The organism is Nostoc sp., from assembly GCF_036917775.1.
GTDB lineage: Bacteria > Cyanobacteriota > Cyanobacteriia > Cyanobacteriales > Nostocaceae > Nostoc.
Window position 1 is genome coordinate 21179 of sequence record NZ_JBALEQ010000013.1, and the last position, 24158, is coordinate 45336.

The 24158-nt window shown below is 38.8% G+C and carries 21 protein-coding genes; all 21 read left to right on the forward strand.

What is annotated here, in order from left to right:
- Window positions 1-21: 21 nt before the first annotated feature.
- The 21 genes from V7K69_RS01400 to V7K69_RS01500 all read left to right on the forward strand — a co-directional run bounded on the left by V7K69_RS01400 (window position 22) and on the right by V7K69_RS01500 (window position 24026).
- Window positions 22-1014: a hypothetical protein gene (locus V7K69_RS01400; RefSeq protein WP_335030741.1), complete on the forward strand. Its 993-nt coding sequence runs from the start codon at window positions 22-24 to the stop codon at window positions 1012-1014.
- 309 nt (window positions 1015-1323) lie between these two features.
- The gene (locus V7K69_RS01405) at window positions 1324-2937 is read left to right on the forward strand and encodes a glycosyltransferase (RefSeq protein WP_335030742.1); all 1614 of its coding nucleotides are present in this window, start codon (window positions 1324-1326) and stop codon (window positions 2935-2937) included.
- Window positions 2938-3032: 95 nt separating this feature from the next.
- Window positions 3033-4253: a glycosyltransferase family 4 protein gene (locus tag V7K69_RS01410; protein ID WP_335030743.1), complete on the forward strand. Its 1221-nt coding sequence runs from the start codon at window positions 3033-3035 to the stop codon at window positions 4251-4253.
- Between the two features lie 237 nt (window positions 4254-4490).
- Entirely contained in the window at window positions 4491-5474 is a 984-nt protein-coding gene (locus V7K69_RS01415) for a glycosyltransferase family 2 protein (RefSeq protein WP_335030744.1), read from the forward strand.
- 24 nt (window positions 5475-5498) lie between these two features.
- Window positions 5499-6833 (forward strand): glycosyltransferase, encoded by a 1335-nt coding sequence (locus V7K69_RS01420; protein ID WP_335030745.1) that lies wholly within the window; start codon window positions 5499-5501, stop codon window positions 6831-6833.
- Window positions 6830-7117, forward strand: coding sequence for a hypothetical protein (locus tag V7K69_RS01425; RefSeq protein WP_335030746.1), 288 nt, complete (start codon window positions 6830-6832; stop codon window positions 7115-7117). The genes V7K69_RS01420 and V7K69_RS01425 overlap by 4 nt, the downstream gene beginning before the upstream one ends.
- Window positions 7118-7499: 382 nt before the next feature.
- Complete coding sequence (locus V7K69_RS01430) at window positions 7500-8447, forward strand: glycosyltransferase family 2 protein (protein ID WP_335030747.1); 948 nt, start codon at window positions 7500-7502, stop codon at window positions 8445-8447.
- 444 nt (window positions 8448-8891) lie between these two features.
- On the forward strand, window positions 8892-9797 hold the full coding sequence (locus V7K69_RS01435; protein ID WP_335030748.1) for a glycosyltransferase family 4 protein: 906 nt from the start codon (window positions 8892-8894) through the stop codon (window positions 9795-9797).
- Window positions 9787-11025 carry a glycosyltransferase gene (locus V7K69_RS01440; protein ID WP_335030749.1) on the forward strand — a complete coding sequence of 413 codons (1239 nt, stop codon included), beginning with the start codon at window positions 9787-9789 and terminating at the stop codon, window positions 11023-11025. Before V7K69_RS01435 ends, V7K69_RS01440 begins: the two co-directional genes overlap by 11 nt.
- 71 nt (window positions 11026-11096) lie before the next feature.
- Window positions 11097-11771, forward strand: coding sequence for a class I SAM-dependent methyltransferase (locus tag V7K69_RS01445; RefSeq protein ID WP_335030750.1), 675 nt, complete (start codon window positions 11097-11099; stop codon window positions 11769-11771).
- A 37-nt stretch (window positions 11772-11808) separates the two neighbouring features.
- A complete protein-coding gene (locus V7K69_RS01450) occupies window positions 11809-12006 on the forward strand; it encodes a hypothetical protein (RefSeq protein WP_335030751.1) in 198 nt (65 codons plus the stop codon).
- A gap of 167 nt (window positions 12007-12173) precedes the next feature.
- The gene (locus tag V7K69_RS01455; RefSeq protein WP_335030752.1) at window positions 12174-12884 is read left to right on the forward strand and encodes an FkbM family methyltransferase; all 711 of its coding nucleotides are present in this window, start codon (window positions 12174-12176) and stop codon (window positions 12882-12884) included.
- Window position 12885: 1 nt separating this feature from the next.
- The gene (locus V7K69_RS01460; protein ID WP_335030753.1) at window positions 12886-13914 is read left to right on the forward strand and encodes a glycosyltransferase; all 1029 of its coding nucleotides are present in this window, start codon (window positions 12886-12888) and stop codon (window positions 13912-13914) included.
- Between the two features lie 84 nt (window positions 13915-13998).
- Window positions 13999-15324 (forward strand): hypothetical protein, encoded by a 1326-nt coding sequence (locus V7K69_RS01465; RefSeq protein ID WP_335030754.1) that lies wholly within the window; start codon window positions 13999-14001, stop codon window positions 15322-15324.
- Between the two features lie 179 nt (window positions 15325-15503).
- Complete coding sequence (locus V7K69_RS01470) at window positions 15504-16970, forward strand: hypothetical protein (protein ID WP_335030755.1); 1467 nt, start codon at window positions 15504-15506, stop codon at window positions 16968-16970.
- 86 nt (window positions 16971-17056) lie between these two features.
- Window positions 17057-18142, forward strand: a complete 1086-nt coding sequence (locus tag V7K69_RS01475; RefSeq protein ID WP_335030756.1) for an acyltransferase family protein — start codon at window positions 17057-17059, stop codon at window positions 18140-18142.
- A 55-nt stretch (window positions 18143-18197) separates the two neighbouring features.
- Window positions 18198-19373 carry a glycosyltransferase family 4 protein gene (locus tag V7K69_RS01480; protein WP_335030757.1) on the forward strand — a complete coding sequence of 392 codons (1176 nt, stop codon included), beginning with the start codon at window positions 18198-18200 and terminating at the stop codon, window positions 19371-19373.
- 54 nt (window positions 19374-19427) lie between these two features.
- Window positions 19428-20585 carry a glycosyltransferase gene (locus tag V7K69_RS01485; RefSeq protein WP_335030758.1) on the forward strand — a complete coding sequence of 386 codons (1158 nt, stop codon included), beginning with the start codon at window positions 19428-19430 and terminating at the stop codon, window positions 20583-20585.
- 31 nt (window positions 20586-20616) lie between these two features.
- The gene (locus V7K69_RS01490) at window positions 20617-21594 is read left to right on the forward strand and encodes a phytanoyl-CoA dioxygenase family protein (protein ID WP_335030759.1); all 978 of its coding nucleotides are present in this window, start codon (window positions 20617-20619) and stop codon (window positions 21592-21594) included.
- Window positions 21595-21600: 6 nt separating this feature from the next.
- Window positions 21601-22740: a glycosyltransferase family 4 protein gene (locus tag V7K69_RS01495; protein ID WP_335030760.1), complete on the forward strand. Its 1140-nt coding sequence runs from the start codon at window positions 21601-21603 to the stop codon at window positions 22738-22740.
- A 104-nt stretch (window positions 22741-22844) separates the two neighbouring features.
- A complete protein-coding gene (locus tag V7K69_RS01500) occupies window positions 22845-24026 on the forward strand; it encodes a glycosyltransferase (protein WP_335030761.1) in 1182 nt (393 codons plus the stop codon).
- Window positions 24027-24158: the final 132 nt, after the last annotated feature.

Below are 24158 nucleotides of genomic sequence, written 5' to 3' on the forward strand. Positions count from 1 at the left end.
CATCACACAAGGATTACAAAAATGACACCACTGCAACGTCGCCAATTTGGCAAGCTGGTAGCTGCCAGTTTGACTTCCACTGTTGTTGCTGATATCTCTAGTAAGGCGTTTGCTCAAAAGAGCATATCAAGCAACGAGTCTCTTTATGGAGTAAACATCCTTAGTACGTCCAATATTCGAGATCGAGAAAACCAAACCTCGCCAGTGGAACTGAACACTGCCACTCTACCGCTAGGAAAAGTTATCTCTGCTAATCTGCTAGAGCAAAAAGTTCTTTCTAAAGTTAATCTGCCAGTTTTGTCCGTTGAGAATCTATCCCCTGTACCAAAAAAACCTCGGGCTTTCTTTTTAGCTGATTATGACCGGATTACAAAAGCGATAGTACTTGAAGATAAGACTCTTGTAATTTCTACAGTCTCCAACACGAAAAATGGTCAGTTCAACCATCTAATTTATTCTGTTGGAAGTCCTAATAACCGTCAATTCAGAGCGAAAAAAGTACTAGATTTTAAGAGTTCCAATAAAACTATTGAAAGTTTACTAAGCCTGCCCAATAATAAACTTTTGTGCATAGTAGCAAATGAAGGTGTCCCGCCTTTTGCCCTGATAACGCTCGATTTCAGAACTGGCAAAATTCTTTCTGGAGATGAGCTGTCTCTACCTTCACTACCACCCAACCATAGATTCGCTAACCTATGCCAAGACGCCAAGGGAAATATTTTTGCAACCGAAATCGGCTCAGAAGGTATCCCCATTTTAATCTCGATGAACTTGCAGGAGAAAGCTATAATTACTGGCAAAGTCAAAATTAAAAGGCTGACCCGACTGACCTTTGAGGGACAGCCTCTTTTCAACGACGTTAAAGATTTGGGCTTCTCTGCTTCTGGCCAACTGTATGCGCTAGCTACTGACAGTACTAGAAAAAATAATATTTTGTATACAGTAGATGTGAAAACGGGCAAGATGGAACTAGTGAAGAACTTTGCAGTCGAAAAGTTTGTGTTCTCTCTCTAGTACGACAAATATACATGAAGCGATCGCATGAATCAAAATGGTTGTGCGATCGCTTTGGGACTTGCTTTTCCTTGTTAAAGCGATAAAACGCTCAGAAAATATATTAATTTTTGGTTCAGGACTTCTAAATAAAAAACATCACAAATTTTCTTGTGGCATGGGTGTCCGCATTACGTACCGCTACGCGAACACCGTCCTATATTCAGGGCGCTCAGGATGCCCACCCCACCAGATCGATAATTTCTTTCTTGGAAGTCCCTGAGTATAGTGCTTACCAGAATCTAGCTAGAGCAGGTAAAAGAGGATAATATGGAGAAATTAGTTAAAGATCATCTCAGCCTTTGGCGAGCAGAAGGCAGTCAAATCATTCAAGAAAACTTCAAGCTGTTTCGCAGTCTTGTTGCAGATGCAAGAAAGTTTGCACATCAAGGTAATTATAATACGTCTGCCGCTTATGCAGAAATGGCAGCGATCCATGCAGGCTTTAAACACAGTGGTCTATTTGCCAGCCAGGATCTTGAGCAAGTGCTCCTCCTGATTGGGCAAAAGGCCATATCAAACCCTCTCTCTATCAGTCAACGCACTTCGCCACCCGAACTTCCCAAGCATGTTTTGCATGTTGCTACCGATGTTACATATTTGAGTGGACCTCCCAGGTTCTTAGGTCGTTGGATGCAGCAGGAGCATGAGCGTATCCAATCTCTTTTTTTGACGAAACAGTCACCGGATGAAGTGCCACAAACTCTGAGAGATATTATAGGAAATCGGCATGGCAAAATATATGGGGTGAGCGACAAGAGTGATGGTAATTATATTGTTCGTGCTCAACATCTGCGACAATGCGCTGCAAATGTTGATGTAGTTGTGCTGCATCTCAGTATCTTTGATATTATTCCCAGCATTGCCTTTGCAAACAAAGAACAACTACCACCAGTTATATATGTTAATCATGGTGACCATTGGTTCTGGCCGGGTGTTAGCATCAGTAATGTTGTTGTGAACCTGCGTGAATCAGGTATGAAATTATCACAACAGCGCAGAAGCATTGAGGCGCAACGTAATATGCTGCTTCCTACGATTTTAGAACCACCACAGAGAAAGCTTTCTCGAACAGAAGCCAAGCAACAACTTGGACTTGCTGAAAACAGCATATTATTACTTTCTATTGCTAGAGCAGCGAAATACAGAACTGTTGATGGAATTAGCTTTGTTGAAGCACATGTCAGATTGCTAGAACAGCAAGACAGAGCTGTTCTCATAGTTATTGGACCAGGCGGCGCTGAGGATTGGTCAGCAGCTATCGACCAAAGTCAGGGGAGAATCAGGGTTCTTGGACAAACTGAAGATACTGCTGTTTTCCTTCAGGCTGCTGATATATATGTCGATTCATTCCCTATTCCCTCAGTTACTTCGCTACTCGAAGCTGGAAGCTACGGCATACCTTTGGTAACACGCTTTCCCTATTCTAATGACTCCGAAATTCTCGGGTCTGATGCACCAGGTGTAGCAGGTAATCTAATCCGTGTGCAAAACCTGGAAGAGTATACAATCGTTCTGTCTCGACTCATTAATGATGAGCAGTTTAGGGCATCTCTTGGAGAAGCAACTCAGAAAAAAATTTTAGAAACTCATTTAGGATGTAATTGGCAAGATAGCTTGGATCAGATATACCTCCATGCTGCAAATTTACCTCGGGTAACTACATTACCAGCTTCTGCTGATCAAATGTGCCTTGGCGAACCCGATGTCTTTTTGCCACGCATCTTCTCTGATGCCATTAATTTAAATTTTTATGAATTGGATGAGATGATGAAGAGTCATGCAGACTACCTTCCTTTTAAGGAACGGGTACGCTTGTGGCTCAGACTTTTAAAGAAAGGTGATCTTGGTGTGAGAGGGCGGCTTAATTTGTTGCGCCCTTAATTAATAAGTGTTAAACCGGGATTATCAGCAGAAACTGTTATTGAAAAGCTAAAATATCATGCTTGTATAAATATGCCAATATAGCCTCATACTTTATGAAAGTTCTTCACATTAATCAGTCCGACATCTCTGGTGGTGCGGCGATCGCGGGCTATCGACTACACCAAGGTTTACTAGATCAAGGTGTTAATTCGCGCTTGCTAGTAGGAGGAGTCAAAACAAGCAGCGATCGCGTGGCAGCTGTGTTTTCAAAGCCTCGGATTGAAAATCAACTTTATCGTTTCAGCGCTCGTTTGGGACTTAACTACATTAACCTACTTGGTAGCTTTGATATTCCCAAGCATAGTTTCTATCAAGAGGCAGATATTCTTAACTTTCATAACCTTCATACAGGCTACTTCAACTACTTGGGGATTTCCTCGCTGACTGAAAGAAAAACAGCAGTTTTTACACTCCATGATATGTGGAGCTTTACTGGACATTGTGCCTATAGTTATGATTGCGATCGCTGGAAAATTGGTTGTGGCAAATGTCCTTATCTAGATACTTATCCAGGGATTGCCAGAGATAGTACGCGCCTAGAATGGAAACTAAAAAATTGGGTTTATAGCCGCTCCAATTTAACTATCGTCACTCCCAGTCATTGGTTGAATGAGCAAGCCAAACAAAGTATGCTTAACAGGTTTCCCATTCATCATGTCCCCTATGGCATAGATACAAAAGCCTATCAACCTCTTGATTCCGAACAATGTCGTTTACTTCTTGGTATCCCAATAAGTAAAAAAGTTTTGATGTTTGGCGCGGAAAATCTCAAAGATTCTCGTAAGGGGGGTGATTTGCTATTAAAAGCCCTAGAAAACTTGCCAGAATCCCTGAAAGCTGAGACTATGCTTGTGACTATCGGTGATGGCGGTGAAGTTATCTCCGAGGCAGTAAGAATGCCCGGATTGAATCTGGGCTATGTAAATAGCGATCGCCTTAAGTCCATTGCTTATTCTGCTGCTGACTTGTTCATTTTTCCCACTCGCGCTGATAATCTGCCCTTAGTCCTGCAAGAAAGCATGGCCTGTGCAACCCCAATAGTATCTTTTAAAATTGGTGGTGTTCCCGATCTAGTGCGTCCAGATATCACCGGTTACCTAGCTACACCAGAAGATGCTCAGGATTTATCTAACGGAATTGTAGAGCTTTTAGAAGATAAACAACAGCGCCATCGCTTGAGTAAAAACTGTCGAGCGATCGCTTTAGAAGAATACTCATTAGAACTACAAGCTCAACGATATATTGAGCTATATAGTCAGATTTTATCAACCTAGAGCTTAATCAGAAAATTCAACCTCTGCCTAACGCCGTCCCCTAAGGAATCAGGGGGACGCATCAATTTAAAATTATCACGAATTATTTAGGATTGGTATATATAAGACTTACGTAAAACTACAAGCGGTAGGGGCAATTCATTAATTGCCCCTACTACAGTAGAATCAGGTTTCAGCTATTATTTGCGTAAGTCCTAATACATATAGACACGTATTCAATTAAGGAATTTAGTAGTAATGAGTTATCTAACCCTAAATGAACTTCCCCCACCGCCACCAGGAAAAACTGGTTGGCCTTGGACGGAAAACACTCAACTACTACCGGAAAAAATGCCAGACGGCTCGGAATGGCCAAAAATCAGTATAGTAACACCTAATTATAACTATGGTCGATTTATTGAAGAAACTATCCGGTCTGTTCTACTTCAAGGTTATCCAAATTTGGAATATATCATTTTAGATGGTGGAAGTACCGATGATTCAATTGAGATTATTAAAAAGTATGATAAATGGTTAACATATTGGGTGAGTGAAAAAGATAACGGACAAGCCAGTGCGATTAATAAAGGAATAGAATTAGCCACAGGTAAGTGGTTTAATTGGTTGAATAGCGATGATATTTTGTTGCGAAATGCTTTAAAAAATCTTGCAGAAATCTCTAAACTTGTTGATAACGTCAAATGGATTAGTGGAATGAGGCTTGAGATGGATGAAGCTGGTTCCTTTGCAGAAGTTTGTGGAGCTTGGAGATATAATCCAAATGTCATAGGGCTAGGAATTGTTGATTTTCCCCAAGACGCAACTTTTGTCGATTTAAACTTTATCAAAAAAATGAATGTCAAACTGTCTGAAAATTATACTAATGTATTTGATTCAATTTTCCATTTTCAGTTGATGGAATACGAAAAACCTTTACTCACTAGTGCTATTTTTTCGGCTATGCGATGGCATAAAATGCAAAAATCTGCAAATATTACTGTGGGAATGTTAGAACAGGTAGGATGTACACCTTATATTCAAAAGCTTCCTTTAGCTTATCGTTTGATTAGGCAATTACAGGGAAATATTTTCGGTAGAGTAGTGAGCGCTATATTGCTAATAGCTGTAGTTTATGGTTTAATCCCATCATCAAGATATTGGAAAGCTGCTGTATTTGATCGGATGAAAGGTACTTTTAAAGTAGTATCAGCTCGTTCATATTTACTATTTCAACAATTTTAAATAGTTTTCTACACTACTGATTAAATGAAAGTTGTCCAAAGTCTCGGATTCTATTTTCCCGAATCTTCTGGGGGAACTGAAGTATACGTAGATGGATTAGTAAATCAATTAAACTCCCAAGGGATAAAAAATATTGTTGCTGCACCTAAAAATGGTACTCAGGAAATCACCTACGAACACAATGGCGTCACCGTCTATCGTTATCCTGTTTTTCCCAACTTTACCCTTGAGCAAATTCGTGGTGTGACACCCCACGGAGGTTTTGAATATTTTGTTCAGTGGCTACAGCAGCAAAAAGCTGATATCTATCATCAACATTCTTGGGTGACTGGTTGCGACATACACCACTTGCGACAAGCCAAAAAGCTTGGTATGCCAACTGTGGTAACAGTCCACGTTCCAGGAAATATCTGTCTACGTGGTACGATGCTGCTGAATGGGGAAAAAGTTTGTGATGGATGTATTGAGCAGAAACGATGTGGTACTTGCTGGGGAATGGCGCGAGGTATACCAGCAAGTGTCGCTCCCCTACTATCGAGAATACCCCTATCATTAAGCGCGATCGCCCATACAAAATTTTCTGGTGTACGTCTAGCTACTGCTTTAGCTACACCAGCTTTAGTCGCTATGCATCAAAATCGCTTACAAGAGATGTTTGCTTTAAGCGATCGCGTTGTGGCTGTCTGTCAGTGGCTCTACGATTCATTATTACTGAACGGTGTTCCTGAAGAAAAACTTATTTTGTGTAGGCAGGGAGTTGATCCAACTTATGCCAAAACAAAAGTTAATTTAAAACCTAGTACGCAAACAAATAAACCTTTACGAATAGGTTTTTTGGGACGTTGGGACAAAATTAAGGGCATTCATATATTGGTAGAGGCGGTGTGCCGTTTACCATTAAATGTATCAGTTGAACTGGTGATTCATGGGTTAGTACAAGGAGACGAGGGGAAAGCCTATCAACAGCAGGTTTTATCTCACGCTGCTAATGATCCTCGCATTCGCTTGGCAGAACCCCTATCACGCACAGATGTGCCAGATGCGATCACCAGCTTTGATGTTTTAGCTGTACCATCCCAGTGCCTAGAAACTGGGCCACTAACAGTTTTAGAAGCTCAGGCTGTAGGTACGCCTGTTTTAGGTTCTAATCTCGGCGGAATTGCAGAGTTAGTCAAACATGGTGTAGATGGCTGGTTAGTCCCAGCGATGGATGTTGCAGCTTGGAGCGAGGCCATAGCGTATCTTAATCGTAACCGAAATGTATTAGACAAACTACGCCAGGCGATCGCGCCCGTGCGGACGATGAAGGAAGTGGCATTAGAAATGGCAAATCTTTATCAACAAATGGAGAAGTTATGACTAACCTTAACATCATCGCAAAACTACTAAGAAGCAGCTTAATTCCTCGAAAATTTTCATATAAATTGTGGAAACATATTTGTGATATCAATCCAGATAATAAATTTTTCTTTCCCATTAATCAAAATGGTAAATCCTTAATATATGGGAGAATTTGTGGAATATCTAAAGATGCGTTGTTTTTTAATATAGAAGAATATGAACAAAATATCCTTAACCTCTATAAGTTTTTATTAGAAAAAGATGAGGAGCATGTTTTTATAGATGTGGGTGCTAATAATTGACAATCTCTAATTTTAGTAAAAAATATCAAAAATAACACAGAAATTCACTGTTTTGAACCTTAAAGATTTGGGATATCGACTTTATCAAATTCAAGAATCAGGTTCCTTATATTATCAGGATGCTGTCGAACCAGACCCTAGCTATTCTTATCTGAATTACTTAGCAATATGTAATACTTCAATCTAACCTATATAGATAAATTCTAGAGTGGTAAAACTTGCTAGAGTAGATTTTTCATGATTGAAATAGGCGTAAATAGGTAAACCAAAATTTTCAATAATAACGAATTTACTACGTTTAAGTTTTTGCTCGAGCTAGCTTTGCCACTCTAGGATAAATTACATAATAATTAATTTTTATCTTAGCTGGTGAGGACAAATAGTGCCAATTGTTTCAATTATTATACCCTGCTATAATGCCGAGCGATTTCTATCTCAAACCATTGAAAGTGTTTTTTGTCAAACCTTAACTGATTATGAAATTATTTTGGTAGATGATGGTTCAACAGATAGCACAGCAGAGGTAATCAAATCTTTTGGAAATAAAGTCAGTGCAGAATTTGGTTCCAACCGAGGAGCTAGTGCAGCTCGTAACCGAGGCACAGACTTAGCACAAGGGAAATTCATCCAATACCTTGATGCTGATGATTTATTGCGATCTGACACTTTAGAAAAAAGAGTGAATGCTTTAGAAGCCAGTGGTGCTGATGTTGCTTACTCAGATTGGCAAAGATTAGAGGAGAATGAAACGGGTGAATTTCTGCCAGGTGGAATTATCGCCAGAAAAATTGAAGATGTCCACTCCGATCCTGAAATTGCCTTATTCACTGATTTCTGGGCACCACCAGCGGCTCTCCTCTATCGCCGGAACATTGTAGATAAAATCGGCGGTTGGAATGAATCATTACCTATTATTCAAGATGCACGGTTTTTGTTGGATGCAGCTTTAGTAGGTGGTAAATTTATCTATGTACCAGGTGTAGGAGCCAATTATCGTGTCCATAAGAACAACAGTTTATCTAGTCGAAGTCCTGTAGGCTTTGTGAAAGATTGTTTTCATAATGCTTGCCAAGTCGAAGAATTTTGGAGGAATAATGGTGGACTGACTCCAGAGCGTTGTTCGGCTCTAATACGTGGATATAACTATACTTCTCGCACGCTATTTATGGCAGAAGAAAAACTTTTTCAAGAAAATCTGCGCCATATTTATCAACTGCAACCAGGGTTCAGTCTGAGTTTTCCAAAATTAGCAGGGATGATGTCTACTATCTTAGGTCAGCAGGTGACACGCTCTGTAATGAGGTTTTTAGGAAAATCTCCTATTTCTTAGTCATGATATAACCTTATAACCCAAATTAATAAGTTAGCTTTTTTCAGTTCTATTGTCGGGAAATAACTTAGCGGTCAAAATGGTTATTGTCTTGATTGCAAAAGTAATAAAATAATTTTACAAGCGTGCAAAAAATATTTTTATAACTGCGCCAATATCAAGAATACTTTTTAAATTTGTTCATCTTCCATGAAAGTCCTAATATCTTGCGGTACTAAATTTCATTCAGATCATCTTGCATATCAGCTACAGAACAGGAATAGCTTATACAAGCTAATCACTTCTCATCCGTCATTTGCTTATAAACGAGTACCAGTGAATCGCGAAAAAATAATATTTTTGCCCCCAATATTCACCATATCTCTCATTCTGGACAGGCTGTTGGGGAAATTATATTTTTTTAAATCGCCTTTTGAATGGCTGCTTGCTGTAGTTTACGATTGGATGGCTAGTTTGCGTGTGGGAAACCCAGATGTTTCTATATCTTGGGCTTGGGCTAGCCTACAAACGATTAGAGCAGTCAAAAAGAAAGGCGGTATTGCCATTCTCGAAGAGTGTGGTTCATGCAACAAACATCAAGAGCAATTATTGTGTGAAGAATATCAACGATTAAATTTAGATTATCAGTCCAAAACATTTGACAAGATAATTACTAGAGAATTACAGGAATGTCAGGAAGCAGATTATATACTGTGTCCTTCTAAATATGTTGCAGACTCTCTCAATAAATGCGGAGTACTCAATCATAAGTTAATAGTTATCCCCTATGGCGTAGAGCTGAATTTATTCAGTCCTCAGCCGAAAAAAGATGATATTTTTCGGATTTTATTTGTGGGCAGTGTTGGGGTTCGCAAGGGATTAATTTACTTGTTTAAAGCCTTACAAAATTTGCAACTAGATAATTTTGAATGTCTAATTATTGGTAAATTAGAACCCCCATTTCAAGATATATTCGCCGAGTATCAAGAATACTTTACCCATATACCTAGAGTAGAGCATTCTCAGATCAAAGAATATTATTCTAATTCCTCAGTATTTATTTTTCCTAGTTTAGATGAGGGAATGGCTTATGTGCAGTTAGAAGCTATGGCTTGTGGTCTGCCTGTAATTTGTACTCCCAACTCTGGAGGAGATTCTGTAATCAGAGAAGGGGAGGAAGGTTTTATTGTACCTATTAGGGATTCTCAAGCGATTCAAGAAAAAATAGAGTACTTGTATCAACACCCGGAAGAATTGAGCAGGATGAGCAATAATGCTCTGAAAAGATCGAAGGATTTTACCTGGGATAACTATGGTACTCGCTTAGAAACTTCTTTAAAAGAACTATTAGCAAAAAAGCATGAGTCGTAACCGGGTTTGTTTGGTAAGTCCTGGTCATATATCCTGCAATCCTAGATTATTAAAAGAAGCAAATGCTTTACATCATGCAGGATTTCAGGTGAGAGTAATTGCTGGGAATTATTCAGCCCAAGCCCGTCTTTTGGATAAGAGTATTTTGCCCCAAGCTCCTTGGTCATGGACACAAGTCAGTCTAGGATCAAAACCAAGCTACTTGATTCGTAGAATTGGGCAACAATTAGCTCGGGGAGTAGCAACTACAGGTTGGATTCCCCATTTATCTGTAGCCACTTTAGTCCACAGTACTATCAGTAATCGACTAGCTAAAGCTGCTGCTGCTGAACCGGCTGATCTTTACATTGCCCATTGTTTAGCTGCACTTCCAGCCGCTGCTACTGCTGCTCACAAACATAATGCCAAACTTGGGTTCGATGCCGAAGATTTTCATATCGGAGAATTGTCGGACATTCCAGAGAACCAGGCAGAAATTAGGGTACGCGATCGCATTGAACGCACTTTATTACCTTTTTGTCAACACTTAACTGCTGCCTCACCAGGAATTGCCACCGCCTACGCTAAACGTTACGGCGTCAGCATGGAACCGATTTTGAATGTATTTCCCCTAGCAGAAGCACCAGCGACCACAGGGCGACAACAGGGCGATCGCGTTGGTTCAGAGCCTTCCCTCTATTGGTTTTCCCAAACTATTGGCCATGGTAGAGGGTTAGAATCAATTATCCATGCGATGGGAAAGATGCAAACCCGTGTGCGTTTGCACTTGCGAGGTATTCCTTTTCCTGGTTATTCAGAACAGCTGATGCAATTAGCTCAGGAGGTGGGAGTAGGCGATCGCCTCCACCTTCTTCCCCCTGCACCCCCCGATCAAATGGCTCAGTTAGCAGCTTGCCATGATATTGGTTTATCCCTGGAGCTAATTCAGCCCCTGAATAGAGCGATTTGTCTAACCAATAAAATTTTTGTTTATCTTTTAGCCGGATTACCTATTTTAATGAGCCTTACCCCTGCTCAACAAGAGTTTGCTAAAGAGCTAAGAGAGGCTGCCTTATTACTAGATATTGATGACTCAGCCAGAGTAGCAACAATTCTAGATAACCTATTATCTAATCCAGCTAAGTTGCAATCTGTTCGTACTCAAGCTTGGAAATTAGGTCAAGAAATTTATAACTGGGATGTAGAACAGCAACATTTTATCAAGCTTGTAGAGGAAGCTTTTCAATAACAACGTTTGTAAAACCATAGCTTCTTCTGTTTAAGGTTAATTATTCAAAACAATCAGGTAGGAGATAGAAAATGTTAGCAACAGACTTTTTAAAAAAAGTAACTAAAAATTTCGATGATCCTTGGTATAGATTTTCTCGTATTTTCTCTGCACTAGAAAATCTATCACCAATAATTACTACAAATAGTAACTGGCTCGATCTAGGCTGTAACCAAGGACAGTTTGTCAATCTCTTGATTGATAAATATGATGTTAAAGTCACTGGTGTAGATGATTGGAATGAAAATCTATCAAGTGATTTTCATTGGAGATATTGCCAAAGAGATTTAGAGGCTGAATTTAATATTGATGATAAATTTGATTTTATCTCAGCATTAGAGGTAATTGAACATATTACTGACACGGATAAATTTATTAGTGAATGTTGGAATCATTTAAATCCAGGTGGTTATTTTGTATTATCAACACCTAATATTAACAACTTAAGGAACAGAGTATTAGTGCCGTTAGGTAAATATCCCAATAGTATGGAATATAGGAATGTAATTCATCATGTACGTCTATACAACGTTCCCTGTTTAAAGAGCCATCTCATGGAATATGGTTTCAATATTAAACTAGTTTGGGGAGTTAGTCTGCTGCCGCAAAGATATTTAAAATATTCTTTATTTAGAATGATATCAGAGAATTTAGCTATCCTGTTTCCACAATTGTGTGGAAATATTATTCTAATTTGTCAAAAATAGTATTTTTGTTAAAAAAAGCTTTTCTGAAAATCAAGCAATGCGAATTCTACTGAGTGTCGATCCAGAACTGCCAGTGCCGCCTAAACTCTATGGAGGCATAGAACGTATTGTGGATGTTTTAGTCACTAGGTTGCAAACTAAAGGTCATATCGTTGGACTAGTAGCACATCCTGATCATACCTCACCTGCGGTTGAATTTTTACCTTGGCGGGGAAGCGATCGCAAAAAAATTTGATCCGATTCAAAACACAATCACCTTATGTTCAGGAGTACAGCAATTTCAAGCTGATATCTTCCTTGGAAGCTTTTCAAGAACAATTTTGTTGTGAGCAACAGGTCGATAACTTATAGTAGTTAATTGTGAAAGCAGTTTATAATCAAACACTATTTTTAACTGAAATTATGTCTTTACGCAAAAATATACGGCAATATTTATCACGTAAGTTACAAGTGCCTGAAATTCCTAATTCCTTAGAAAGGCTTGCTAAACTTGGATTTAAGCCCACTCATATTTTTGATGTTGGAGCTTATCAAGGTGATTTTACTAACTTATGTATTAAATATTTTCCTAAATCAAGAATTGCCTGTTTTGAAGTCTTGGAACATAGAGTCCAGCAGTTGAGGCAACTAGCATCTCAAAATTCTGTCGTACAGGTATTTCCAGTGTTATTGGGAGCAGAATCACAAGAACAAGTGCAATTTAATGAATCTGAAACAGCTTCTTCTGTTTTAATTGAGCAAGTTAAACAAAACTTTACGGTAAAGTCATATCCCATGAAAACTGTAGATAATATCGTTCATGAATACTTCAACAATTGTGCCCCTGATTTTCTAAAACTGGATGTCCAAGGTTATGAATTAGAAGTCCTAAAAGGAGCAGAAAAATCACTTACTCAAACGCAGGTAATTCTAGCAGAAATAAACTTACTGGATATCCATAAAAATGTTCCTCTATTAGCGGAAGTTGTGGGTTGGCTCAATGAACGTGATTGGGTTGCTTATGATATTTGTAGTCTGACTCGTCGCCCTTTGGATCAAGCTCTTTGGCAAGCAGATTTCATTTTTGTACCACGTAATAGTCCTCTAATATCTGATAAGCGTTGGGTAGCCTGAAATGCGTATTTTACTGACCGCCGATCCGGAAATCCCAGTACCACCAAAACTTTATGGTGGTATTGAACGTATTGTTGACCTATTAGTGACTGGATTGCAAGCTAGAGGTCATATTGTCGGACTCATTGCCCACTCTGATTCCACCTCACCAACCACTGATTTTTTCCCTTGGAGGGGCAGACGATCGCAAGACCTCTTTGATACAATTCAAAATACAATTCATCTTTGGTCAGTAGTTCAGCAATTCCAGCCTGACTTAGTTCACAGCTTTTCTCGCATTCTCTATCTGCTGCCTCTACTGGGTTATCAACTGCCAAAGGTGATGTCTTACCAGCGCTACCCTACCAAGCGCACCACCAGTTGGGGAGCGAAGCTGGCTCGGGGAACTCTCACCTTCACAGGATGTAGTGACTACATTTGTAATCAGGGAAAGACAAATGGTGGAATTTGGCATACCATTCACAATTGCGTCGAGCTAGAGAAATATAACTTTGTGCCGACAGTAGCGGAGGATGCACCACTGGTATTTTTGAGTCGAGTTGAACGAATAAAAGGAGCGCATACAGCGATCGCAGTTGCCCAAAAAACTGGGCGGCGTTTAATTATCGCTGGCAACTACAGCAAAACCGGAGAAGAAGGAAAGTACTGGCAAGAAGAAATTGTTCCCAATCTTGGCAAAGATGGGATTGAGTATGTTGGAACTGTTAACGATGCTCAGAAAAATGAACTTCTGGGACAAGCTGTTGCCATGATCGTGCCGATTGAGTGGGAAGAACCTTTTGGTATTGTTTTCGCTGAAGCTTTGGCTTGTGGTACACCTGTTATCTCCTGTCCAAGAGGGGCATTACCAGAAATTGTGCGTCAAGGGATTGATGGCTATTTAGTTAATAGTCTTGAAGAAGCAGTTATGACTATTGAAAAATTACCAAATATTAACCGTCATAACTGTCGTCAACGTGCTGAACAGTGTTTTTCTGCTGATGTAATTGTAGAGCAGTATGAGAAGCTTTACCAGCAGATAAGTAGGTGAGCGTAAACAATTAAAGCTTTGTAGCATTTACCAGTATTTACTAGCAAAACTAGTTATACTTCGTGCTTTTTTATACTCTAATTAATGAATCATAAAGTTCTAATAGTTAGTCCCCATTTCCCACCAATTAACGCTCCCGATCATCATCGGGTGCGAATGTCTCTACCTTACTTTGAACAATTTGGCTGGGAACCTCACATTTTAACCGTTCGTTCAGACTGTGTTGAAGGAGTCCAAGACCCGATACTAGCAAAAACAATTCCCTCTAATATCCCAGTCACATATACAGGAGCAATACCCGTTCAACAGACTCGGCTGATTGGTATGGGAGGTTTGGGGCTGCGATGTTTTCCCTATTTACTGAGAGCAGGCGATCGCCTGCTGCGGCTGCAAAAATTTGATTTGGTCTATTTTTCAACGACCATATTCATCACTATGGCTCTGGGTAATAGATGGTACAGACGCTTTGGAATACCCTATATCCTCGACTTTCAAGATCCTTGGTTAAGTGATTACTACAAACATACAGATACCACTCCACCAGGAGGACGCTTCAAGTACGGATTTGCTCAACTCCAAGCAAAACTGCTAGAACCCAAGGCTATGAGTAAAGTCAGTCATGTAATTAGTGTTTCACCAGCATATCCGAAAACCTTACAACAGCGATATCCCCATTTACAAGCAAAACAGTTTACTGTTCTGCCTTTTGGTGCCCCAGAGTCTGATTTTAACAAACTCCCCTCTCTCAATATTCAGCAAAAAATATTTAACCCCAATGATGGTAAGCGCCATTGGGTATATGTGGGTCGAGGTGGTGATGATATGGCTTTGGCTGTAAGGACTCTATTTCTGAGTATTCAGTCGGAGCGTCGCCATAACTCTAAACTTTGGCAATCAGTTCAACTGCACTTTGTTGGTACTAGTTACGCTCCTGGTAGTCAAGCCGTTAAAACTATAGAACCGATAGCTCAAGAACTAGGTGTTGCTGACTTAGTAACCGAACATCCTCATCGCATTCCCTACTTTGAGGCGCTACAAGTTCTCATTGATAGCGATGCTATTCTACTAATTGGCTCCGATGACCCTAGCTATACAGCTTCCAAACTTTATCCCTGTATTCTAGCCCGCAAACCCATCCTGGCAATTTTTCACCACCAGAGTTCTGTGGTTGATATTCTACAACGTTGCCAATCTGGTCAAGTTGTGACCTTTGCTTCATCAAACCAGCCTGAAGATTTACTTTCCGAGATGGTTGCTCAAATTAATTGGTTGCTCTCTATGCCGAAAGGGTTTCAACCAAAAACTGACTGGTTAGCCTTTCAACCCTATACAGATAGAGAAATGACCCGCCAGCAGTGTGCCATATTTGATCGGAGTCTTGCTAATTCTAAAAGGGGCAATTCATCATGAACTGGGTTTGATGAACAAAGAAACCTTGATTTATGCGTTGAATAAATTGCTCAATTTCTAGAAAAAGTAGTCAAACTTGCTTATTAAGAATAAGGTTAAAGGCTAACTGCTAAAAATTTCCATCAAGGTTAAAATGGTGACTTGTACAAGCTTTATACTGATACCCATTTTCTAAAGTTATGACATCTGGGTTTAATTTTGAGTCACCTATAGGATTTAGCAAACATCAGAAACGTTGGTTTTTGAGAGCATTTTGGATTGCTCTGATGTTAGTAACACTGAAAATTATCACTCCTGATGCACCCTTTCTCAGTAAGATTAGTGCCTTATTAATTGCAGGAATGGCACTATTACCAGCCTATCTATGGTGTGCCGATCGTGCTAAAGGACTGCCGATATTTCCAATAATGACACTAACCTACTTGGGAACACACGCTTTTCCCCTTGTTTCCAAAAATCCAAATATCCTTAAGTATCCTGAATCATTGCGTTTTGATGCAGCTCTAGCCGTTGTTATTTTTATGGTAGTGGGAACAATAACTTGGCTGGCTTTCGTCAGACGTGAACCTCAAGGCATATCTAAAATTAAAGTATTTAAACCAAACCAAATAACCCCTTTCTTTCTACAAATAATTGTTTTTTCTATTACATTTGATTTTTTACAAAATACTGGATATATCTGGTCAATAATACCTAGTTCAATTTATACGATTCTGAAAACGGCATTACCATCTCTCACTAACCTTGGATTAATGATATTAGGTTATCAGCTAGGAGCTAAACGCTTAATTATTAGAGATTCCAGACTATTTATTTTGCTAGCAATAATTTTGGTTTTTCAATCAGGAGTTGGTCTTTACCTTAATGTCGCAGGGGTATATGTAGTCTTAACGAGTTTAGGTTGGATGCTTGGTAGTAAAAAACTCCCCTGGCGATTATTATTGATCACTTTCATAATGATATCATTCCTTAATTTAGGTAAAGGAGAAACTCGAGCTAATTACTGGAATCAAGGATCAATTCAACCTTCACAATATACGACTTTATATATTACCTGGATTAATAATTCTTGGCAGCAGATAAATACTTCTAAAGACAGTATAGGCAAGCATAAATCGAAACCAGAAAGCTTGGATGACCGTTCAAGTATTATACATATGCTGATGAAAGCTATTTCTGAGACAGGAACTATAAGAGAATATATGCAGGGAAAAACTTATGTAATTATACCTCAGTTAGTAACACCTCGAATATTTAATTCAAATAAGATTCGTGGTAGTGAAGCCACCAACATACTAAGTATATATTACGGGTTACAAACATATAAAGATACACTTTCAACAGAAATATCCTGGGGATTGTTACAGGAAGCTTATGCTAACTTTGGCAGAGTAGGTTGCGCTGGTTTAGGAATTTTTCTAGGTAGTTTATATGGATGGATAACTCGTTTGACTATGAATGTTCCCATTACATCATATCGATTTTTGGTATCATTAATTTTGCTGATGCTGTCACTTAAAACCGAATTAACTTTGGGTTCATTTCTGAGTGTATTATCTCAAAGTACAATGCTTTTATTGGTCATCCGAAGTTTATTGATGAAAGCTATTACATATTATCCCTTTCAACGCCATACTCCTTCATAAGTTATGTGGCAAGATTTATTTTTACCTAGAATATAATTTAGATATTTTTTATATCAAAAATAAATCATACAAAAATTATAAATTTAATGATTAAAAAGCGCATTAATTCATTTGATGGTCTCAGAGCAATAGCTATTTTCTTGGTTTTGCTAGACCATGCAAAAAATACTATTCAGTCTAAGAGCGATATTTGGAATTTAGGATCAATATTTATAGCCAATTCCAGCTTAGGAGTTAGGCTATTTTTTGTTCTAAGTGGTTATTTGATTACCATAATCTTGTTAAAAGAGACTAATGAAAGTGGTACTATTGATTTGAAGAGATTCTATGTGCGACGTGCAATACGGTTATTTCCGAGTCTTTACTGTTTTATTGCGGTATTTTTCGTTCTTAACTTAATTGCTCATTTGAATATCAGTATAGAACAATTCATAGCAGCAGCAACTTTTACATGGAACTATCTCGGTCCTTTTCACAATGGTTCGTTTGTAGGAACTTGGTTTCTTGGTCATTTATGGACTCTTTCTTTAGAGGAACAGTTTTACTTACTTTGGCCTCCATTGCTATTATTTTTAGGTATTAATAAATCTCGTAAATTATCACTTTTTCTAATTTTATCGATGCCCATTATACGTGTAGCTAGCTATTTTTTCTTTCCTTCAATTAAAGGATATTTAAATATGATGCTACATACCTCGATCGATAGTATTATGGTAGGCTGCTTGATGGCTATTCTTACTAAATTTCCTACCTCAACCCAGCGTATATATAAATTAAAGGGATTTTCTATAGCAATATTACTGATCTGGCCATTGTTCATTACTCCCATTTTGGCTCACTTGATTAGAGGTTATTTAATCTCCATAGGTCTAACTATAGATGCCATAATCTTAGGAATACTGATTGCTTGGCTCCATGCTAATCCACTTTCCTATGCAAATAAATTACTGAGTATACCAGTTCTTGTTTATATAGGAAAAATCTCTTATAGCTTATACATCTGGCAGCAATTATTTTTTACTAATCAGAATACTACTATTTCAGGAATTTTTCCCTATAACCTCGGGTTTAGTTTTCTGGCTGGACTTGTTTCTTATTACTTGATTGAAAAACCCTGTCTGAAACTCAAAGATAATAATAAACTGTCAGGATTATCAGGACTAAATCAATAAAATACTTAATTGATTCAGTATCAGAGATTCAATAATAATTATTATATATGATGGCATGACAAGATTAGCAATTATATCAACACACCCTATTCAATATTATGCACCTTGGTTTCGCTATATTACTAGGTCTACTGATCTTGAAATTCGGGTATTTTACCTTTGGGACTTCGGTATTAATCCACAGGTGGATGTGGGTTTTAAACAGGTTCTTCAGTGGGATATTCCACTGTTAGATGGCTATGAATATGAATTTGTGCCCAACCACAGTTCGGCTCCAGGTGTTCATTATTTGTGGGGATTACAAAATCCATCTCTCGTATCTCAGGTAAAAGCCTACAATCCTTATGCGGTGCTATTGATGTGCTACAACTATGCCAGCATTTATCGCTTTCTATGGCAGTGGAATTCTCTTGCTATACCGTTATTATTTCGTGGTGATTCCCATCGATTGCTACAGCCTACTGGGATGAAAGCATGGGCACGTCGGCAATTTATTACACAGATTTATCATCGCTTTACTGCCTGCCTTTATGTGGGTAAAGCTAACTATGATTACTTCCGATATCATGGGGTTTCGGAACAAAGTTTATTTTTTTCTCCCCATACTGTAGATAACGATCGCTTTTTTACTCAAACTGAGAATGCAAAACAGCAAGCAACTATTTGGAAGCAGGAATTAGGGATTCCATCTCATGATAGGGTGATTTTATTTGCAGGTAAGTTTGAACCCAAAAAACGTCCTTTAGATTTACTCCTGGCTTTTTTGGAGGCAAATATATCTGGTGTATCGCTATTATTTGTAGGTGCAGGTCCCTTAGAAGCAGACCTCAAATCCGCAGCTACTGGACACTCCAATATATACTTTGCACCCTTCCAAAATCAAACCCTGATGCCGCGTACCTATGCGGCTGCTGATTTAGTTGTTTTACCTAGCTATGGTTCTGGGGAAACTTGGGGGCTTGCTGTTAACGAAGCAATGTGCTTAGGTCGTCCGGTAGTTGTCAGCAGTCATGTAGGTTGTGCCCAAAATCTCATACATCAGCATCACAATGGACTAATTTTTCCTGCTGGTAATGTATCTGCTTTAGCCAATAGCTTGCAAGAAGCATTCTCCGATGGCGAACGTTTACGGCGCTGGGGAGAAGAAAGTCTCAAAATTGTGACTGGGTATAACTATACTCAGGCAACCCAAGGTTTAAAACAGGCGCTTGATTATGTAAATTCTCTTTGAGAAAATGCCAGGACTGACGCCAAATGATGAAAAACTGTTACTTATCAGAACAAAGTGATTCAAAAAAGCCTTAGCAAACATCAATATCACTGCCATCTCTGGTTCCCTGACCTATTCAACTCTACGGGAGGAATACAACGTTATTCCTCCTTCTGTTTAAAAGGATTCCAAACTATTTACCCCAATTTTGCCTATGACATTTTGATTAAGCATGATACTGATGTACCATCAAAGTCCCCTAATTTATACTTTCACCCATCTGGGAACTGGCCTTTATCTCTACGAACTCCAGCTTTTGCAAGTCAACTGATTGGTCTTGGTTTTTGGCAACGCCCAAATTTGATTTTCTCCAGCCATCTCAACTTTAGTGTTCCTGCCTACTTATTGAAACGACTAATGGGCATTCCTTACTGGGTTGTCGCTCATGGAATTGAGGTCTGGAATCTTCAGAATTCCACTTTACAGACTGCTTTACACCACGCCGATCGCATTTTAGCCGTAAGTCACTATACACGCGATCGCCTTATCCAAGAACAAAACCTCGATCCTGACAAAGTTGTAGTTCTACCTAATACCTTCGATGCTGATAGTTTTCAGATTGCACCCAAACCAGATAACCTCCTCAAACAATATGGTTTGAAACCTGAACAACCGATTATCCTCACTGTGGCTCGGCTTTCCCAATTAGAGCAATATAAAGGCTATGACAGAATTCTAGCTGCTTTACCCCAAATTCGTCAGGCTATCCCCAATGTTCATTATATTCTGGTAGGCAAGGGAGATGATAAACTCCGAATTGAACAGCTAATTTCTCAATATCAACTCCAAGATTGCGTCACATTAACTGGCTACGTTCCTGATGCAGAACTTAGCTCTTATTACCATCTGTGCGATGTTTTTGCCATGCCAAGCAAAGCTGAAGGCTTTGGCATTGTTTACCTAGAAGCGTTGGCTTGCGGTAAGCCTACCCTTGGAGGAAATCAAGATGGGGCACAGGATGCCTTGTGTCAGGGTGAGTTAGGCGCACTAGTTAACCCAGATGATGTAGAGGCGATCGCCCAAACTATAATTCAAATACTACAAGGTATTTATCCTAATCCCCTGATGTATCAACCAGAGGCATTGAGAGAAAAGGTAATTAAGAAATTTGGCTTTGAACAATTTCAAAAAACTCTTGGCAGTTACTTAGAAAAACATTTTGAGTTGATCTAAAAATATTCCAAATTCCAGTCGGAGTCTTAATATGTTTAATCCAGATTTAACCAACATCAGTACTAGTCAAATAGTTAATGACCTGAAAACTAAAGGATTCTTTGCTTTTGAGCAAGCCTTAACTGCACAGTATGTTGAAGAACTACTTCAAGAAATTGACTTCAATCAGCTCCTTCTAAATACTAATGATGTTGGTGTGGTTACAGCTCAAGACATTAAATTTTTTACCCATTGTCTAGCCGGATCTAAAAAAACCTATGATGTTATTACTTCTAGAAAAGTTTTAGATATTTGCAAAGAATATTTTGATGATAATTATAAATTAACTAATCATCGAGTTTATCAAACATCTCAAAATTCTCATATGCCCTGGCATACAGATAATAATCGCCAAGTCGGCAAACAATTATCGGAAAAACATAATATGCCTGGCCTCTTGTTTTTGTTTTATTTATCAGATGTGGAAAAGAATGCCTTTCAATATATTAAAGATTCTCACAAGTGGTCTAGAAAATATAGTGGTGAAATTTATCTCAGCGATAGTTATATTGACAGTAAATATCAAGAAGATATACTAACCTTCCCGATGAAAAAGGGAAGTTTTATCTTATGTGATATCCACGGAATACATAGAGCCGAACCTTTTCACGATCAAAACTACAACAGAACTACCTTGCTTTTTCAAGTAGATGAAGTTGGTAGTGATAATGTAGGACATGGTGAAAAAAATATAGTCAATACTGAATACCTGGAAAATCTCACGCCAGAGGTAATGGATTACCTGGGATTTGGTTTTAAGAGAGACTACCCAGCTTTTCCTAACACTTCAATCGCTACTATGACTCTCCAAGATATTTTGGAGCTACAAAAGCAGTTGTTACCCAAGACTTTAGAGGCTATTAACAAGAATATACTTAAATCTCTATTGCCTGCTGAGGCAATAATTAATGCCAAGCGAGTTCTCTGGCATTTTAAATCAAAATACTCTAATCAAAAACCAAAAGTATAGCCAAAAATGAAAATTTTGTTGATTGGTAATTACCAATTAGATGCAATCCAAAGCATGGATATATTTGCTTCTATGTTGGAAAATTACTTAACCAAACTTGGGCATCAAGTTAGAATTATTCGCCCAAATCCTTGGTTTGGGAAGCTGCTTTCATCGGCTTTCTTGAGAAAATGGTTAGGTTATATTGATAAATTCGTTCTTTTCCCAGCAGAATTGCGTCAAGCATTATCTTGGGCAGATGTAGTTCACATATGCGACCAAGGCAATGCGGTTTACGTAAAATATTTGCGAAACGTACCCCATATAATTACTTGTCATGACTTATTTCCAATTCGTTCTGGTTTAGGAGAATTTCCCGAATGTCGCACTGGATGGACTGGTAAGCAATTTCAGCAGATGGTGATGAGGGGACTTAACCAAGGGCAAAAAATTGCTTGCGTTTCTCAACAAACTCAAAGCGATGTGTTACGTCTTTGTTCTCTATCACAGAGTTCTGTATCTGTGATTCCTATGGGTTTAAACTATCCCTATAGTCCCATGACAGTGATAGAATCTCAGCCACGTTTAAAAGCTTTGGGAATTCCTGATGATTGTCAATTTATTCTACACATAGGAGCAAATCACTGGTACAAAAATCGGTTGGGAGTTTTATCAATTTTTTATCAACTAATTCTGCAACTGCAACAACCAGAATTTTACTTGGTAATGGTGGGTAAACCCATGACTGATGAAATGCATCAATTCATCAAAACTCATAATATTACACAAAAGGTAATAGAGTTAGTAGAAATTGATAACGAAAGCCTGAGAGCTATCTATTCTTCTGCTACGGCTTTGCTTTTTCCTTCCCTCTATGAAGGCTTTGGTTGGCCAATTGTTGAAGCTCAAGCTTGCGGTTGTCCTGTCTTTACATCAAACCGTTCCCCGATGAATGATGTAGGAGGAGATGCAGCTATATATATAGAACCAGATCGGCACAAAGAAACTGCCGCAGAAATTATTCATAATCTTCCTATACTCAAAACGCTAAAGTCGAAAGGATTTGTGAATTCTCAAAAATTTTCACCAGAGAAAATGATTTCCGAGTATATTAAACTTTATCATCAAGCCATGAATGAAAAATACGATCGTCAAGTAAAAACGTAAGAATTCAAGAGCTACGAGTCAGAAGTGTAGTGTATATTACGAAGCCTAAATAGGGTTGAAACTCAAATGGTGCATCTTACTAGACAATGCTGCAAATCTCCGTTATGAGAGTTCTCCATGTTATTCCATCTGTTCCTCATGTGCGGGGTGGTCCAAGTCTTGTTGTGATGGATATGGTTAAGGCATTGCGAGCCAATAATATTGATGCTGAGATTGCTACGACTAACGATAACGGCGATTACTTACTTGATGTTCCTTTACAGAAACTCGTTGAATATAAGCAAGTTCCAATTTGGTTTTTTTCTCGCTTTTCACCCACTGTCAAACTTGTCAGAGAATACGCTTTTTCTTGGCAGCTAACAACATGGCTCTGGAATAATATTTCTCAATATGACATTTTACATATTCATGCGATCTTCTCTTATGCATCGACGATCGCAATGGCGATCGCTCGCCTGAAAAATATTCCCTATATTGTGATCCCACATGGCTTATTATCCGAATGGTCTTTGCAGCAAAGCACCCGCAGAAAGCAAATTTACATGAGGATAATTGAGGAAGCTAACCTGAATCACTCTCGCGCTATCCACCTTACCTCCCAACTAGAACAGCAAGAAGTTGCTCAATTGGGACTGAGTGTACCCAGTTTTGTATTACCTCACGGACTTTCCCAGCCAACACTGATTCTCGATGCACGTCATCGACTTCGGGAACATTTGCAAGTCCCAGTCGGTGAACCTGTAATTTTATTTTTATCCCGCCTGCATCCGAAAAAAGGACTGGATTATCTCATTCCTGCCTTAGGTAAACTCACTCATCATCGTTTTACCTTCGTTGTCGCAGGTAGTGGTTGCAAAGAATACGAAGCAGAAATTGAATCGGCGCTGGTTGCAACTGGCATTCGCGATCGCACCCATTTTACCGGATTTATTGGCGGAGAGACAAAAAACCTCTTCATCCAAGGGTCGGATCTATTTGCCTTAACTTCCCATGCGGAAAACTTTGGTTTAGCAGTTCTAGAGGCTTTGGCGGTGGGTGTTCCCGTCCTTGTTACCCCTGGAGTGGCTTTGGCTGCTGTGGTTCAAGAACACCAACTAGGTTACGTTCCTCAATTGGATGTCCTAGCGATTGCCGAAGCGATTGAACAATATCTGACTCATCCCCAAGCAGCTAAAGATATGGGCGATCGCGCTCGTCTAATGATTAGAGAACAATACACGTGGGATAAAGTAGCAGCCAAAATGGTTGAGATTTACCAAGATATTATTTTCAATCATAATTCTTAGAAATGAATTATCTAAAGCTTTAAATATTTTTAAATATTTTAGGACTTACGCATTGACAAAATAACAAAATAGTGGATTCATAAATAAGGGTCGTTACTTGACAGGTATCAGACAATTAGAGAAATTACTAAA

Coding starts and splice junctions, on each gene's coding strand:
- V7K69_RS01400 (WP_335030741.1), top strand. CDS start 22: ATGACACCACTGCAACGTCGCCAATTTGGCAAGCTGGTAGCTGCCAGT.
- V7K69_RS01405 (WP_335030742.1), top strand. CDS start 1,324: ATGGAGAAATTAGTTAAAGATCATCTCAGCCTTTGGCGAGCAGAAGGC.
- V7K69_RS01410 (WP_335030743.1), top strand. CDS start 3,033: ATGAAAGTTCTTCACATTAATCAGTCCGACATCTCTGGTGGTGCGGCG.
- V7K69_RS01415 (WP_335030744.1), top strand. CDS start 4,491: ATGAGTTATCTAACCCTAAATGAACTTCCCCCACCGCCACCAGGAAAA.
- V7K69_RS01420 (WP_335030745.1), top strand. CDS start 5,499: ATGAAAGTTGTCCAAAGTCTCGGATTCTATTTTCCCGAATCTTCTGGG.
- V7K69_RS01425 (WP_335030746.1), top strand. CDS start 6,830: ATGACTAACCTTAACATCATCGCAAAACTACTAAGAAGCAGCTTAATT.
- V7K69_RS01435 (WP_335030748.1), top strand. CDS start 8,892: ATGGCTAGTTTGCGTGTGGGAAACCCAGATGTTTCTATATCTTGGGCT.
- V7K69_RS01440 (WP_335030749.1), top strand. CDS start 9,787: ATGAGTCGTAACCGGGTTTGTTTGGTAAGTCCTGGTCATATATCCTGC.
- V7K69_RS01445 (WP_335030750.1), top strand. CDS start 11,097: ATGTTAGCAACAGACTTTTTAAAAAAAGTAACTAAAAATTTCGATGAT.
- V7K69_RS01450 (WP_335030751.1), top strand. CDS start 11,809: ATGCGAATTCTACTGAGTGTCGATCCAGAACTGCCAGTGCCGCCTAAA.
- V7K69_RS01455 (WP_335030752.1), top strand. CDS start 12,174: ATGTCTTTACGCAAAAATATACGGCAATATTTATCACGTAAGTTACAA.
- V7K69_RS01460 (WP_335030753.1), top strand. CDS start 12,886: ATGCGTATTTTACTGACCGCCGATCCGGAAATCCCAGTACCACCAAAA.
- V7K69_RS01465 (WP_335030754.1), top strand. CDS start 13,999: ATGAATCATAAAGTTCTAATAGTTAGTCCCCATTTCCCACCAATTAAC.
- V7K69_RS01470 (WP_335030755.1), top strand. CDS start 15,504: ATGACATCTGGGTTTAATTTTGAGTCACCTATAGGATTTAGCAAACAT.
- V7K69_RS01475 (WP_335030756.1), top strand. CDS start 17,057: ATGATTAAAAAGCGCATTAATTCATTTGATGGTCTCAGAGCAATAGCT.
- V7K69_RS01480 (WP_335030757.1), top strand. CDS start 18,198: ATGACAAGATTAGCAATTATATCAACACACCCTATTCAATATTATGCA.
- V7K69_RS01490 (WP_335030759.1), top strand. CDS start 20,617: ATGTTTAATCCAGATTTAACCAACATCAGTACTAGTCAAATAGTTAAT.
- V7K69_RS01495 (WP_335030760.1), top strand. CDS start 21,601: ATGAAAATTTTGTTGATTGGTAATTACCAATTAGATGCAATCCAAAGC.
- V7K69_RS01500 (WP_335030761.1), top strand. CDS start 22,845: ATGAGAGTTCTCCATGTTATTCCATCTGTTCCTCATGTGCGGGGTGGT.